The organism is Streptococcus mitis, assembly GCF_001579035.1.
In the GTDB taxonomy this organism is placed as follows: domain Bacteria; phylum Bacillota; class Bacilli; order Lactobacillales; family Streptococcaceae; genus Streptococcus; species Streptococcus mitis_J.
Genome location: NZ_KQ970292.1, coordinates 49,339 through 64,087 on the forward strand (window position 1 = coordinate 49,339; position 14,749 = coordinate 64,087).

17 protein-coding genes are annotated in these 14,749 nt (G+C 40.6%); all 17 read right to left on the bottom strand.

Features of this window, described 5'->3' with window-relative positions:
- Positions 1 to 150 precede the first annotated feature (150 nt).
- The gene (locus SMIDD26_RS10020) at positions 151 to 1,062 is read right to left on the bottom strand and encodes a helix-turn-helix domain-containing protein (RefSeq protein ID WP_061440005.1); all 912 of its coding nucleotides are present in this window, start codon (positions 1,060 to 1,062) and stop codon (positions 151 to 153) included.
- A gap of 110 nt (positions 1,063 to 1,172) precedes the next feature.
- Complete coding sequence (adhE, locus tag SMIDD26_RS10025) at positions 1,173 to 3,824, bottom strand: bifunctional acetaldehyde-CoA/alcohol dehydrogenase (protein WP_061440006.1); 2,652 nt, start codon at positions 3,822 to 3,824, stop codon at positions 1,173 to 1,175.
- 300 nt (positions 3,825 to 4,124) lie between these two features.
- A complete protein-coding gene (locus SMIDD26_RS10030) occupies positions 4,125 to 4,535 on the bottom strand; it encodes an MORN repeat-containing protein (RefSeq protein ID WP_061440007.1) in 411 nt (136 codons plus the stop codon).
- On the bottom strand, positions 4,522 to 4,965 hold the full coding sequence (locus SMIDD26_RS10035) for a low molecular weight protein-tyrosine-phosphatase (protein ID WP_061440008.1): 444 nt from the start codon (positions 4,963 to 4,965) through the stop codon (positions 4,522 to 4,524). The genes SMIDD26_RS10030 and SMIDD26_RS10035 overlap by 14 nt, the downstream gene beginning before the upstream one ends.
- Positions 4,966 to 5,011: 46 nt before the next feature.
- Complete coding sequence (yajC, locus tag SMIDD26_RS10040; RefSeq protein ID WP_001069287.1) at positions 5,012 to 5,311, bottom strand: preprotein translocase subunit YajC; 300 nt, start codon at positions 5,309 to 5,311, stop codon at positions 5,012 to 5,014.
- A 116-nt stretch (positions 5,312 to 5,427) separates the two neighbouring features.
- Positions 5,428 to 7,404: a transketolase gene (gene tkt / locus SMIDD26_RS10045; RefSeq protein WP_061440009.1), complete on the bottom strand. Its 1,977-nt coding sequence runs from the start codon at positions 7,402 to 7,404 to the stop codon at positions 5,428 to 5,430.
- Between the two features lie 116 nt (positions 7,405 to 7,520).
- Positions 7,521 to 8,144, bottom strand: coding sequence for a hypothetical protein (locus SMIDD26_RS10050; protein WP_061440010.1), 624 nt, complete (start codon positions 8,142 to 8,144; stop codon positions 7,521 to 7,523).
- Between the two features lie 50 nt (positions 8,145 to 8,194).
- Positions 8,195 to 9,181: an RNA-binding cell elongation regulator Jag/EloR gene (jag, locus tag SMIDD26_RS10055; RefSeq protein WP_061440011.1), complete on the bottom strand. Its 987-nt coding sequence runs from the start codon at positions 9,179 to 9,181 to the stop codon at positions 8,195 to 8,197.
- Positions 9,182 to 9,198: 17 nt separating this feature from the next.
- Positions 9,199 to 10,023 carry a membrane protein insertase YidC gene (locus SMIDD26_RS10060; RefSeq protein WP_200893270.1) on the bottom strand — a complete coding sequence of 275 codons (825 nt, stop codon included), beginning with the start codon at positions 10,021 to 10,023 and terminating at the stop codon, positions 9,199 to 9,201.
- Entirely contained in the window at positions 9,998 to 10,369 is a 372-nt protein-coding gene (gene rnpA / locus SMIDD26_RS10065; protein WP_000739243.1) for a ribonuclease P protein component, read from the bottom strand. The genes SMIDD26_RS10060 and rnpA overlap by 26 nt, the downstream gene beginning before the upstream one ends.
- 148 nt (positions 10,370 to 10,517) lie before the next feature.
- Positions 10,518 to 11,708: an acetate kinase gene (locus SMIDD26_RS10070; protein ID WP_061440012.1), complete on the bottom strand. Its 1,191-nt coding sequence runs from the start codon at positions 11,706 to 11,708 to the stop codon at positions 10,518 to 10,520.
- Between the two features lie 49 nt (positions 11,709 to 11,757).
- Positions 11,758 to 12,711, bottom strand: a complete 954-nt coding sequence (locus SMIDD26_RS10075) for a class I SAM-dependent methyltransferase (RefSeq protein ID WP_061440013.1) — start codon at positions 12,709 to 12,711, stop codon at positions 11,758 to 11,760.
- 60 nt (positions 12,712 to 12,771) lie between these two features.
- Positions 12,772 to 13,359: a class I SAM-dependent methyltransferase gene (locus SMIDD26_RS10080; protein ID WP_061440014.1), complete on the bottom strand. Its 588-nt coding sequence runs from the start codon at positions 13,357 to 13,359 to the stop codon at positions 12,772 to 12,774.
- Positions 13,360 to 13,391: 32 nt separating this feature from the next.
- A complete protein-coding gene (gene comGG, locus SMIDD26_RS10085) occupies positions 13,392 to 13,805 on the bottom strand; it encodes a competence type IV pilus minor pilin ComGG (RefSeq protein WP_061440015.1) in 414 nt (137 codons plus the stop codon).
- On the bottom strand, positions 13,783 to 14,244 hold the full coding sequence (gene comGF / locus SMIDD26_RS10090) for a competence type IV pilus minor pilin ComGF (RefSeq protein WP_061440016.1): 462 nt from the start codon (positions 14,242 to 14,244) through the stop codon (positions 13,783 to 13,785). Before comGF ends, comGG begins: the two co-directional genes overlap by 23 nt.
- On the bottom strand, positions 14,207 to 14,509 hold the full coding sequence (gene comGE / locus SMIDD26_RS10095) for a competence type IV pilus minor pilin ComGE (protein ID WP_061440017.1): 303 nt from the start codon (positions 14,507 to 14,509) through the stop codon (positions 14,207 to 14,209). Before comGE ends, comGF begins: the two co-directional genes overlap by 38 nt.
- Positions 14,472 to 14,749 (bottom strand): competence type IV pilus minor pilin ComGD (gene comGD / locus SMIDD26_RS10100; protein WP_280630528.1); only part of this gene is annotated, 278 nt, incomplete at its 5' end. The genes comGD and comGE, both read right to left, overlap by 38 nt.

The window sequence follows — 14,749 nt, forward strand, 5'->3', positions numbered from 1 at the left end:
GCGACATCAGCACTGATTGCCACTATGAACCTACTGCTTAGAATTTTTTCTCTATTGCCTAGTTTGCTTCTGGATGTATATCAAGTAAAATTCATTTTAACAAAAAAGCGGCATTCCCTCAATGACAGAAATGTCACTCCTATAAAGCATTTAACAATACCTTTCTAAGTCTTCGCTCCATTCCTTATCTAAACTAACGATTAACTTCTCATTGCCAAACATCCTCGCCATCATTTTTGCTTCTTCATACTTTTGTTTGGCTGTATCATAATCCGTCTGAATATAATATTTCCACTCCACCATCAAGACAATCGGTTGTTTTTGAAAATCTCGTGTTTTTTGCCCTATTTTATTTAAGGTCTCGACTGCCCTCTTAAAATAATGAAGCAACCCCATAATCTCTATACAAGTTAAAGAAGCTAACAAGGAGTCTCTAAGTAAGTCCAAACAATCGAACTCTATCTTATCAACCTGAGAACTTAGTTTGTTATGAAAACAAAGAATGGTTTCATGCTCAGATTCTTTTATCTCACCCACATTTAAACCATCCATTAACTGACAGTTGAAATACAGTCTCAATTTCAACAATTCCTCAGCCCTATATACATCTCTGGATAGTAAGTCTTGAAGACTGTCCTCAATCACACTACTTCCATATAAGGAATTACTAGTCATTCTCACTGCATCTATAGCTTGAAGACAATCCACTATCATCTTCTCATCACGTGGCAAATCATCATAAAAATTTTCAAAAATCTCATCGAAATATTCTTCCTTTTGTTCCTGCAACTCCTTGTCTCCATAGTCAGGATGATGTAAAAGAAAGTACTTTAATTCTTGGTAACGCTTGGGTAATTCCTTATAATCTGGCATCAAGACATAGGATGGAATTTCTAATCGTTCTGCAATATATTCTAGTGTTTTTATCGTCGGACGAAATTCTCCTTTTTCAATCCGCACCAACTGACGCACTGATAATTCAGACTCATCCCCGCAAAAAACTGGGCGACTAAGTCCTTTTTCTTCTCTTAAGCCTCTTACTTTTTCACCAAAACTGTTCATTCCTTCGGTTTTCTCCTATATTTTAAAAATATAATTTTTTATATTCTATCATAGTTTGGTGAAAACGACAAAAAAGAGACAGGAAATTCCTGTCTCTAGGCTGATAACAATTATTTACGGCGTCCTGGTCTTTCTTTGTAGCCATAGTAAGAATCTTCGATGATTTCTTGCATGTGGTCAACCATTGGAAGACGTGGGTTAGCTGGTGAACATTGATCTTCATAAGCAAGGAAGGCCAATTCACGTGAATGCTCTTTCCATTCTTTTTCATCAATTCCTTGTGCTTTAAAGTTCATTTGGATACCTACGCGCTCACCAAGTTCGTAGACAGCTTTTGCGTAAGATTCCACACCTTCTTCTGGAGTAGAAGCTGGAAGGCCAAGCATGCGTGCGATATCTTGGTATTTTTCATCTGCACGGTAGTAGTTGTACTTAGGCCATGTTGCTGTCTTAGCTGGACGTGTACCGTTGTAGCGGATGACGTATGGAAGCAAGATAGCATTTGTACGACCGTGGATTGTGTGGAATTGCGCACCAATCTTATGAGCCATTGAGTGAGAAATACCTAGGAAGGCATTAGCAAAGGCCATACCAGCAATAGTTGAAGCGTTATGCATTTTCTCGCGTGAGTGGAAGTCTGCATTCTTAACTGAGCTTTCAAGGTTTTCGAATACAAGCTTGATGGCTTGAAGTGCAAGACCGTCAGTGTAGTCGCTAGCCATTTGTGATACGTAAGCTTCAGTCGCGTGAGTCAATACGTCCATACCAGTATCCGCAGCAACAAATCCAGGAACTGTCAATACCAAGGCAGGGTCTACGATTGCCACAGTTGGTGTCAATGAGTAGTCAGCGATTGGGTATTTACGGTTGTTTGCTTTATCAGAGATAACAGCAAATGGTGTTACTTCAGACCCTGTACCAGATGTAGTTGGGATCGCGATGAATTTAGTCTTCTTACCAAGCAATGGGAATTTGAAGGCACGTTTACGGATATCCATGAATTTTTGAACAAGGTCACGGAAGTCCACTTCTGGTTGTTCGTAGAAGAGCCACATTACTTTAGCAGCATCCATTGGAGATCCACCACCGAGAGCGATGATTGTATCTGGTTTGAAGGCACGCATAATCTCAGTACCACGGTTTACAGTTGTGATATCTGGATCTGGTTCTACATCAGCAAAGATTTGGTAAACAACCTTATTGCGACGAAGGTCAAGTTGTTCGATGATACGATCAAGGAAACCAAGCTCTACCATGGCATGGTCAGTAACGATCATGACACGCTCAACGTCACGACATTTTTGAAGGTATTGAATTGAATCACGTTCAAAGTATGTTTTTGAAGGAAGTTTCATCCATTGCATGTTATTTCTCCGTCTTCCGACTTTTTTGATGTTCAAGAGGTTAATGGCACTAACGTTATCCCCAACTGAGTTGCGTCCGTAAGAACCACATCCAAGTGTCAATGATGGCAAGAAGGCATTGTAAACGTCCCCGATACCACCGAAAGTAGAAGGTGAGTTACAGATAACACGAATAGCTTTAACAGCTTTACCAAATTCTTTAGTCAATTCTTCGTCAGCTGTGTGGATAGCTGCTGAGTGTCCAAGACCGTTAAATTCAACCATTTGACGAGCTTTGGCAATACCATCTTCACGGCTTTCAGATTTCAAAACTGCGATAACTGGTGACAATTTTTCACGAGTCAATGGCTCGTTTTCACCAACTTCTTTACATTCTGCAGCAAGAATGTTTGTTCCTTCTGGAACTGTAAATCCTGCTTGTTCTGCAATCCATGTTGCTGGTTTACCAACGATGTCAGCGTTCAATTTCGCACCAGCACAGTTTTTGCTGTTTGCTTTTACGCCGAAGCAGAATTCTTCAAGAAGAGCTTTTTCTTTTTTGTTTACAAAGTAAGTGTGGTAAGATTTGAACTCTGCTACAAATTCATCGTAAATTTCTTTATCAATGATAACCGCTTGCTCTGAGGCACAGACCATACCGTTATCAAATGATTTAGACATGACGATATCGTGTGCAGCTTGGCGAATGTTAGCTGATTTTTCAACATAAGCTGGAACGTTTCCGGCACCTACCCCAAGAGCTGGTTTACCACATGAGTATGCGGCTTTAACCATGGCATTACCACCTGTTGCAAGGATTGTTGCAATACCTTCGTGGTTCATAAGGGCACTAGTTGCTTCCATAGATGGTTCAGTGATCCATTGCACACAGTTTTCAGGAGCCCCAGCTGCGATAGCTGCATCGCGGACGATACGTGCTGCATGAGCAGATGATTCTTGTGCTGATGGGTGGAAGGCAAAAACGATTGGATTACGTGTCTTCAATGAAATCAATGATTTGAAGATTGCTGTTGATGTTGGGTTTGTTGTAGGAGTGATACCACAAACAACACCAACTGGTTCAGCGATAAGAGTCAATCCTGTTACATCGTCCTCTTCGATAACGCCAACTGTTTTAGTGTGACGCATGTTGTTTACCACGTGTTCACAAGCAAACAAGTTCTTAGTCGCTTTATCTTCGAATACACCACGTCCTGTTTCTTCAAAGGCATGTAAAGCCAATTCTCCGTGGGCATCCAAAGCTGCTACTGACGCTTTAGCTACGATGTAGTCAACCTGCTCTTGATCCAACTTACGCATTTCTTCAAGGGCAACTAGAGCTTTTTGCACCAATCCATCGACATGCTTTTCAGCAGCGAGTTTCTTTTCCTCTGGTGTCACAGTTTTTTTATCAGCCATATTTTCCTCCATAGCTTTCAAGGATTTAATCCTTTGTTAATTTTTTCACAAGTTTATTATAACGTATTATTTCAACTTTGTAAACAGTTTCATAAACATTTCACAAAGAATTTTTAGTTCCTTGTGAAATGTTTGTCATTTTCTTTTCTTAGCAAGCTTTTTCTTTAAAGTTTGTGAAATTTATTTCAAATATTTTTTTATTTCACAAACTTGCTTGGAAGAGGAGCTTGGAAAGAAAGGGATTTACAGGTAAGCGCTTACTTATTTGGTTTTAACAATACCTCCTTTGATAAGGAGGCTTTATTTTTGTTGAAAAACGCCTTGTTTAAAAGTCCCTTCATAAACGACTTCTTGTTCTGTTGTTAGTTTCCCTTTTCCTTCAGCTTGACCATTTACAAAATCCCCTTCGTAGGTCCAGCCTTCTTTAGATTGAAAGGTACCTTTTCCGTTGAAGGCTCCATTGTTGAAGCCACCTGTATATTGGTCTCCATTTTGGAAGGTAATGGTACCTTGGCCATTCATTTTACCACGGACAAGACTGCCGTCGTAAACAATCGTTCCATTATCAAGCTTTAGAACACCTTTTCCGGGAATATTTAGAAAAAAGACGAGTAGAGCACAAAAAACAATGGCAACTACTGCTAAAAGCTCTAAACGTGGACGAGTCAGATAGACACGATACTTTCCGTAAAAATTCTTAAGATTTTCCACCTTCACTCTCCTTTTCTAAACGTTCTAGCCAAACTTGACATCCCTCTTGAACACGCTGATAGGTTTCCTCAAAATCTCCTGTATACCAAGGATCTGGAACACTTTCAGATGCAAATGAGTAAATCTTATCTTGACAGTCTACTGGACACATCTGACGTAAGTCAGAAACATTTGAAGCGTCCATTCCGATAATATAATCAAAGGCTTCAAAATCTTCCTTACTAATCTGAAGCGATGTCTTGCATTTATCATAAGGAATCTCATACTCTTGAAAAATTCCCTGAGTGCCCTTATGAATCGGATTACCATGTTCCCAAGAGGACGTCGCTCGACTCTGGATTTCATAACTATCTGTCATTGATTTCATAACAAATTCGGCCATAGGGCTGCGGCAAATATTTCCCAGACAGACAAAGACTAATTTTTTCATCCCATTTCCTTTCTTTTATAGAAAAACGGGAGTTCATGATCCCGTCTTATTTTTCAATTGCGCCTTCTAGTGAAGCTGTTTCTTTCAGCGGTAATACTGTCTTGATAGCAGCTAATTCAAAAGTCAAGTAAACTCCATCTACGTCAAGAACAATTGTTCCCTTCTCCGTATCTACTTCATCGACTGTTCCATAAAGTCCACCGATTGTAATCACTTCATAGCCTTTTTGTAGTTTATTCAAACTTTCCATACGTTTTTGTGCTTGTTTCTTTTGAGAGCGTTGCGTAAAGAACATCAAGCCCACCATAAGGGCTAGCATGATTAAAAATGTATAATTTGGATTCATTGTCTTCTCCTTTGTCTTTTACATAGGACTACTATATCAAATTTCAGCTACTTTTACAAGATTGTACCTTGCTTTTCTAGTAATAAAAACCAGAGCTTGCGCCCTGATTTTTAGGATTATTTCAAGTTTTGAACGACTTTTACAAGATTTTCTACAGTAAAGCCATATTCTGCCAATACTTTTGGTGCTGGGGCAGAGGCTCCGAAGGTATCAATACCGAGAACGGCGCCATCGAGACCAACATATTTGTACCAGTTTTGAGTTGCACCCATTTCGACTGCAACACGACGACGGACTGCATTTGGAAGAATTTCTTCCTTGTATGCTACATCTTGTTTATCAAAGACATCTGTAGATGGCATGCTGACTACACGGACTTTTGCTCCTTGACTAGCCAATTCTTTGGCAGCTGAGACAGCAAGATTGACCTCTGAACCTGTCGCAATCAAGATCGTATCAAAGTCTGCTGCATTTTCATAGACAACATAGGCACCTTTTGCAACCTTGTCAAAATCTGTTCCCTCTTCAACAGTCAAGTTTTGACGGGTCAAGACAAGGGCAGTTGGTGTTTTCTCACTTGTCACTGCAAGGTACCAAGCTGCTTGCGTTTCACGCGCATCTGCTGGACGAAAAACATTTAGATTTGGCATAGCACGAAGACCTGCCAAGTGCTCAACTGGTTCGTGCGTTGGACCGTCTTCCCCAACCGCGATTGAATCGTGGGTAAAGACATAAGTCACAGGAAGTCCTTGTAAGGCTGACAAGCGAACAGCTGCCTTCACATAGTCAGAGAAGACGAAGAAAGTTCCTCCGTATACACGAAGTCCACCGTGAAGAGCCATCCCGTTCAAGATCGTTCCCATTGCAAATTCACGAACACCAAACTGAATGTTACGGTTCAAGCGATTAGCATCGTCTTGAAGTCCATCTGTTTTAATGTAAGTCATGTTTGAGTGAGCTAGGTCAGCTGATCCACCTAGGAAGGTTGGTAACTTAGTTGCCACAACGTTCAAAGCATCCTGACTCGAGTTACGAGTTGCTTGAGAGAAACCATTTTCTAAAGCTGGGAAGTCTGCTGGAGTCACTTCAACTGGATCACGTCCATCAATAATAGCTTCTACTTCTGCAGCCAATTCTGGGTGAGCTTCTTTATAATCAGCAACTAATTTAGTCCAAGTTTGATAAGCTGATGCGCCACGGTCTGCAACATGTTCTTTGAAATCAGCATAAACTTGTTCTGGGATTTCAAACGGCTCGTAGTCCCAACCAAGAGCTTGACGAGTAGCTGCAGTTTCATCTGCTCCAAGAGGGGCACCGTGTACAGCATTGGTTCCTTGTTTATTTGGAGAACCGTATCCAATAACCGTCTTCACTTCAATCAAAGATGGTTTGCCTGAAACTTTTGCTGTTTCGATAGCAGCATGGATGGCTTCCAAGTCTGTTCCATCTTCAACCAAGGCAGTATGCCAACCGTAGGCATTGTAACGGTCACGAACGCTTTCAGTGAAGGAATCCTTTGTCTCACCATCCAAGTTGATGTCATTTGAATCATAAAGAACAACCAACTTGTCTAGTTTTTGCAAACCTGCGTATGAAGCTGCCTCGCTTGAGACACCTTCCATCAAGTCTCCATCTCCACAGATAACGTATGTATAGTGGTCAAAGATATTGTAACCTTCGCGGTTATATTTGGCTGCCAAGAAACGTTCTGCTTGGGCAAAACCAGTGGCAGTTGAAATCCCTTGACCTAGAGGACCTGTTGTAGCATCAATCCCTGCTGTATGGCCAAATTCTGGGTGGCCTGGTGTTTTTGAACCCCATTGACGGAAGCTCTTGATCTCATCCATGCTGACATCTTCAAAACCAGAAAGATGAAGAAGGGCATAAAGAAGCATTGAACCATGACCTGCTGAAAGAATAAAGCGGTCGCGGTTAATCCAGTTTGGTTTAGCTGGATTGATACGAAGTTGTTTTGTAAAGAGGCTGTATGCCATCGGAGCCGCTCCCATAACCACACCTGGGTGACCTGAGTTGGCTTTGTTGATAGCGTCAATACCTAGGAAACGAATTGCATTAACAGATAGATTTGACATAGAATTTCCTTTCTATTTGAGGTGATTATTGTATCACACATTCTATTTTACTATTATATGAAAAAATACATAGAATAGCAATTAAACAATTCGACGCTAGATAAGTCTCCTATTTTCTACTCTCTGGTCGCCTGATAATAGGGAAGCAAGCGCTCATAAGCTTCTTCTAATTTTCCTAAAATCATTTCTAATGATTGGGTTTCTATAAAAGAAACATCTGCCTTAACTAACACTTTTCGAACTTCTTGACTTCTCACCTTCTCGCGTAAAGTACGACGCTTTTCTTCATTCGCCTCCCACCGTTGACTTTGGCCATCAGAGTAAGCTAGATAATAAATTCCTTCAACGGTTGGAATGTCTAAAACCTTGGCTTGCTTGTCTAAGGTCTGTTCGTCTTTCTTACGTTCAACAAAACTGACCTCTAAAGAAATCCCAAAGTCAGCAGATGTCCCATACAAACGAAGGGCCATCATAGGTTCTGTCACTTGTCCGTCTCTCTGTAAATAAACCCAAAAATGTGGTCGTAAACGTTGCGCCTGATTCATCCACTGGCTAGTCTGTTGGAGTTCCCATTCTGGATGGCTTGCTTGAAATACTTTAGCCAGTTCTGTAAAAGCCTTTCGTGCCTCTTGACCTTTGTGGCGGAATTCCAGCATCTTCTCTCGTTCTGCTCCCGCTTTATCAGGATTACGGTACTGCAAACCAGCAAAATCTAAATAATCTCTTATCTTATTCAACATCCGTTTCATCTCCTCTAGCTAGCAAAAAATCAGGAGAACCCTGATTTTACTTATTCTGTATCTACAACGACATAGCGATTGGGCTCGTCACCCTCAGAGTAACTCGTCACGCCATCCATACGTGAAATAATACGGTGGATAATCTTGCGTTCACTATTCGACATGGGATCTGTTTGATGACTACGCCCTTCGTCTAAAACACGAGTCGCCAATTTTTGCGCATAGGTCTGCAAAACTTCTGCACGGTGTTCGACATAATCATTGACATTGATTGTAACGTAGAAGGTTCTGGAATAGCGGTTGTAAAGATAATTTTGAGCCAACAGTTGCAAGGCCTTCAAGACTTTACCATGGTAGCCGATAATACGACCTGGTTCGTTAGTATCAATTTGCAAATTGATACTACGACGGTTATAATCATTTGAAAGTGTGGCTTCAACATCCATGTCATCCACAATTGCTTGAACATAGGCAGTCACATCCGTAGCCACCTGGGCAATATCAAAGCTCGGTTCAACTTTCAAGCCCATCTCTGTCAAGTCTTGATTTTCAGTTTGGTCTTGCTCAGTTTCAAGGTCATCAGCGCCCGCTTCTTCCCTCATCGCTTCCTCGATTTGAAGTTCATTTAAAATCTCAATATGACCAGTTTCTTCTAAGATAGTGCTGGCATGTCTTTCATGTTTTAAGATTTCAGCCTTGACTTCATCAGAAATACCTTGGCCTTCTTCCTCAATCTTTTTAATTGCTTCTACAACATGACCCAAGTCAACAGTTGCTTCACTGACTGTTTTAACAGGCTCATTCAAATCATTGATTTTTTTCGGAACTCCTTTTACTGCCTGTTGATTTGCTTTGACAACAGTCGTTTCACTAATCGCTTCAATATCCACTTGGGCTGGTTTTTTACCAAATAAACCAAGAAAGCCTTTTTTCTCACGAGAAATGACTTTAATATGTGCCTTCTTCCTTGGAATATCTAATTCCTTCAATCCTTTTTGGATTGCTTCTTCAACAGTTGAACCTGTAAATACTACCATTACCAGATTCCTCCTTATTATTTCGTTTTCTGAGCCTTTTTCTTGGCTTTTCTTTTTCTATTTTCCAAATCTTTCTGTGCCTGAACTACCGCCTCTCGCTCTGCAATAATCTTGAATGGATTGTTCAAGAAATAGGTTTGCAAGACTTGATAAGCATTGGACACTGTCCAGTATAGGGCGACTCCACCCGGTGCATAAACTGCAAAGATAAAAATCAAGACCGGAATCCCATACATCATCGCAGTCGTAGCGCCATTACGCTCAGACAAGGCTTTGTTGGACAACCAAGTACTTAAAAAGGTGAATACAGCTGCTAAAATCGGAAGAACAAGGGTTGTATCCACACCACCAAGGTTAATCCATAAGAAATGACCTGTCTTTAAAAAGTCAACTCTTGATAGAGCTTGGAACAAGGCCAAAATAACCGGCATCTGAATCAAAATCGGCCAAAGAGAATCTGACTGTCTGACACCCATTTCTTTAAAGACTTTACGCATTTCCTGCTCTAGCTTGGTTCTGCTTTCCATATCTCGACCTGGATATTGTTCTCGAAGCGCCTTAATGCGTGGTTGAGCTTCCTGCATTTTCCTAGAAGCCACCATTTGCACTTGGAAGACTGGCAAGAGCACTGTACGAATCAAGACCGTAAAGAGAATAATCCCCACTCCGATACTGATATCAAACGATAAAAAGCGAATGATTTCCGCAAAGAAGTAAACAAATTTACTCCAAAAATCAGCCGAATCGGCTGTAATATCACTAGTTGCCCCATTAGTCGCACAGGCTGTCATGATCAATAGAGACAGACCTAGCAAACTAGTCAACTGTAGTTTCTTTTTCACTCCCATTTCCTTCCTGGTAAATCTTTGATAATTTTAATACGTGGAGTAGATTTTTCTCCATCTCTGCGTATTCCAAGGTTTCGACCCCTTTCCGAGCAATGACAACAAAGTCGACATCTTCTACCAGACTCCCTTTTGCATTCTGGATAATATGCCGAATCCGTCGCTTGATTTGATTTCTAGTGACGGCATTCCCCAGTTTCTTGCTAACTGATAGACCTACTCGAAAATGGTTTTTCTGGTTTTCTAATTGGTAGACAACAAATTTACGATTAGCAAAACTTGTCCCCTCCTTGAAAATCGCCTTAAAATCTTTCTCTCTTTTTACACGAAAGTTTTTCTTCAAAACTCAACTCCATCTATTAAATTACTACTATTATACCATATTTTTCAAAAAAGCCAATCATAGCAAGGTTTTGGACAATTTCATCAGAAAAAGGAGCCGGAAAATCTCTTTCCCAACTCCTTGTCCTAAATATTTTTTCTAGTTTTACTTATTTTTTCAAGCGTTCAACGTCACGGGCAATGACCAATTCTTCATCAGTTGGAATAACCAAAACACGGATTTTCGCTTCATCTGTTGAGATGTCTCCTGTCACACCAAAGACATTCTTTTCATCATCAACATCACAACCAAACCACGAAATTCCTGAGATTACATCACGTCGGAAATTCGCTGCATTTTCACCGACACCTGCTGTGAAAACAATGGCATCTGCTCCATTTAGCACTGCAAGGTACTGACCGATATGTTTTTGGATACGGTCAACATACATTTCATAAGCCAAGCTAGCGTCGTGATTCCCTTCTGCTACAGCTGCTTCTATATCGCGCATATCGCTAGAATTAGCAGAAACTCCCAAAAGACCTGATTCACGATTCAGAACACGACTAATATCTTCTGGTGTGTTAAAATCATCTGTATATTGCATTAAGTAAGGAATGATAGCTGGATCAATGTCCCCTGTACGAGTTCCCATCATAATACCACCCAGAGGAGTGAAGCCCATAGAAGTGTCGACAGACTTACCAGCTTTCACAGCTGTAATTGAGCCTCCGTTACCAATATGACAGGTAATCAACTTCAAGTCTTCTAATGGACGTCCCAAGAGTTTTGCAGCTTCTCCTGCTACAAACTGGTGACTTGTACCGTGGGCACCGTATTTACGAACCTTGTTTTCTGTGTAATATTTTGTTGGTAGAGGGTAGCGATAAGCTTTCTCTGGCATAGTTGTGTGGAAGGAAGTATCAAAAACAACTACACTGGTAATGTCTGGCAACAATTCCTTAAAGGCACGAACACCTGCCGCATTGGCTGGATTGTGGAGAGGAGCCAACAAGCTCAACTCTTCAACTTTTTCTAAAACATCCCCCTCAACAACTGTTGATTCTTTGAAATATTCTCCACCGGCAACAACACGGTGTCCAACACCTGTAATCTCGTCATAAGCCTTGATAATATCGAAACGAATCAAGTCATCCAATAAAATTTTAACAGCTTGTGTGTGATTTTCAATATCTAAAATTTGTTGTTCAGAACGGCCGTCAAATTTTACAGTTGAAATTGAATCTTTCAAACCGATACGTTCGATCAAACCTTTCGCCAATACTTTTTCTTCTGGCATTAAGTATAATTGCCATTTCAAACTTGAACTTCCTGCATTGATTGCAATTGTTTTTGTCATTATCAATTACCTCTTTTAAGCGTTTTCAACTATTATAACAAAATCTATTTTATATTTCAGTACCTTGAGTCCATTTTTGAAAATTTTCTTTAAATTTCATTAAAACACTTGCATCTTGCAAGCTAGCAAGTGGATAAACAAAAGGCTCCACTGCTATTTCATTTTTCTTCTGTAAGATAAAAATAGTCTTAGATTGTTTAGAACTGGCAAAGAGATTTTCAGGTAAACTAATCATAGCAACCAGACTTGCTTCTTCTTTCAACCAGCCTTTCAACAAGTCACTTTGAGGACTGGTCAACAAATCACTCGGAGCGAGAAAAATAGCATATCCATCTGACTTGAGGTACTTAAGCCCTTGTTCCATGAGCAAGTGATGGGCGTAAGTATGTTCTTGACTAGAAGCAACTTGATGGCGCGACGCAACGGCATTATCAGGATAATAGCCGACAGGCAAGTCGCTGATGACCACATCGCTTTCTTTGAGCATTTGTGGACGAACGGCATCTCCTTGGACAAAGCCAGCCTGCAAACCAATTACATCTGCCATACTAGCCGCCAAATCAATCAGCAAATCATCCACTTCCATTCCCAAATAATCCACCTTTTTATCAAGCGAGGTTAAGAAAGTAGCGCCCAGAATTCCCATCCCAGAACCCATTTCGAGGATAGTAATTTCCTCTTCTTTAAACAACTCTTCCACAATAAACACCAAAAGTAAAGCAATAGCATCTGGTGTAAACTGGTGATTGGCCTGCAAGGGTTCTGTCTGCCCAGCCTTCATCAAGAGAAACTGGTAGGTCTTGAGCCATTCTTCTTTGCGTAGTGCTAAACGCTTAAGAGCCTGATTGTTCTCCTTGACCTGCTCTAACTCAGTCTCACCATCCAAATAGATGCTGTTTTGTTCCACCAGGGCGTCATAAAAGTTGGTAGCCAAATCACTTTGAATGACTTGGACATTCTCCAGTATATAGGTATAAGCTTGTTCAATTTTTTCAAAATCCATATTCCTATCTTATCAAATTTCCCTTCTTTTTTCCATCCTTATAGAAAAATCACTCCCTGACTAGGCGAGTGATTTTTGAGCTACTGTTAAAAAGAGTTCTGAGTAATTTCCTTGAAATAGGTCTTCAGCGCTATAGAGGATCTGACTATGCACAGATGAAAAACCGTGCTGAATTAGCTTGTTTTCCAGTTCAGCTAAATCAAATCCATGATGATTAGCTTCTGTCTTGGTAAAATCAGCAAGTAGGAGTTGTCCATCTTCCTTCAAATGTTGATGAAACAGTGAGAGAGCCTCATCCAAATCAGGCATATGGTGAAGAACTCGACAAACAACAACGAGATCAAACTCTTGCTCCAAGGGTTTTTCCAGTAAATCTTGCTCCAAAAACTGGATATTCTTGATGTCTTGCTGCTCCGCTTTCAAACGAGCTTGCTCCAGCATTTTCTCCGAAATATCCACCAATGTTACAGACTTGGCCTGCTTGGCTAGAGGCAAGGCTAATAGGCCCGTCCCTCCACCGAAATCCAAAATTTCTTTGTCTGATAGAAGATCAATCTGTTTCTCGACTGCTTGACAAACCAAGTTTGCGAGGAAGATATTTTTAGGTGAATCAAAAGTTTCTGCTTTGTGGTTAAAATCATATTTCATGCTTTTAGTTTAGCACAAAGTAGCTTGATTGGCTAGGAATTCTCTTTCTTTTCAGGCTTCTTTTCTGATTTTTTCTTCTCCACTTTTTCGCTTGAATCGGTCTCTACCTCTTCCTTTTTGTCTCTTTTCTCTTCTTTTATTTTAACGGAAGGAAACAGGAACTCATATTGACTCTTAGGCATACGAACCCTTGTCACCAAGCTTGTTTTCTTATTTTGATAACTCACCTGACCCAGATTAAAGGCCTGTTCCCCACTTTCTTGCTCAACCTTATCTTTGGTTCGCTTGGCCATAGCAAAAGCAATCAACTTTTCTTTATTTAAAGCATAGTCTCGATGGTGGGCGACCTGTCGGTTCAAGTAAAATTGCAACAAAAGACTAAAGATGGCTGCCATGGTGACTGCATAGAGGAGAACACCTGCCTTAACTTTTTTCTTTTTCCACACGATAGATGAACTCCCTTTCTAAGCCTTTTTGGAATTGAAAACGAAAGCGAACCAGTTGATTATCCTCTGTAATCTGAGCTAATTTGAGGCCATAAACCATAGGTTGATAACCTCGTCCACTGGCATCAGTTTTTCGAAAATCATCCGATTTAGACTTACCTATAGCGATATCCTTGCCATCCTGCTTCATATAGAGGCGGTTACCCTCCACTTTTTCGAACTGCGAACGGTCTAATTCTGCCTCCAACTGGTCCACAAACAAGAGCCACTCCTTTTGCTCGCTTTGTTGCTGGTAGCGAACTTCTGAAATGAGAAGCTGACTCATAGCTTGAAAGAGAAGTAAACTTCCACTGATGACAATGAGGGCAATCAGGGATTCCAACAAAGTGAAAGCCTTGACCTTATGGCTCTTTGATAGCCAACAACTGTTCTGAACCATGGTAGACCTCCAATCCTTTTTCACTAGAAAACACCTGAATCTCAACTCCATTTATCTTTACCTGATTTTGACCTGTCTGCAGAGCCATCTTAGCTACACGCACAACTTCTTCTTTCTGCAAGATTTTTGCTTCTTCTCGCCTATTTTTTTGAATTTGTCCCAAAAGGAGGGTCGCGATGCTAGCAAAGATAGCTAGAGCGACTACTGCTTCCAGTAAAATTACTGCCCTAATTTTTTGTTTCCTTAATGCGTTTAATTTTTCCATTTCCTAGATATAATTGATAACGAATCATTCCTTTACTAGTCTGAAATTCAACCTTAGCCAGAGACGAATTGCCCCCAGCTCGGTCAAATGTAATACTTTGTCCTGATGGTGCCTGAATTCCTTTAGGAACTGTCAACTTTTGACTGCCGTTACTGATCGTCTGCCCATCTAAGTTTAGACTAGTCTTTTGCTGACTAGCTACACTGCGTTTTTGGGTTTCCCGATAGAGTTCTTCAAACT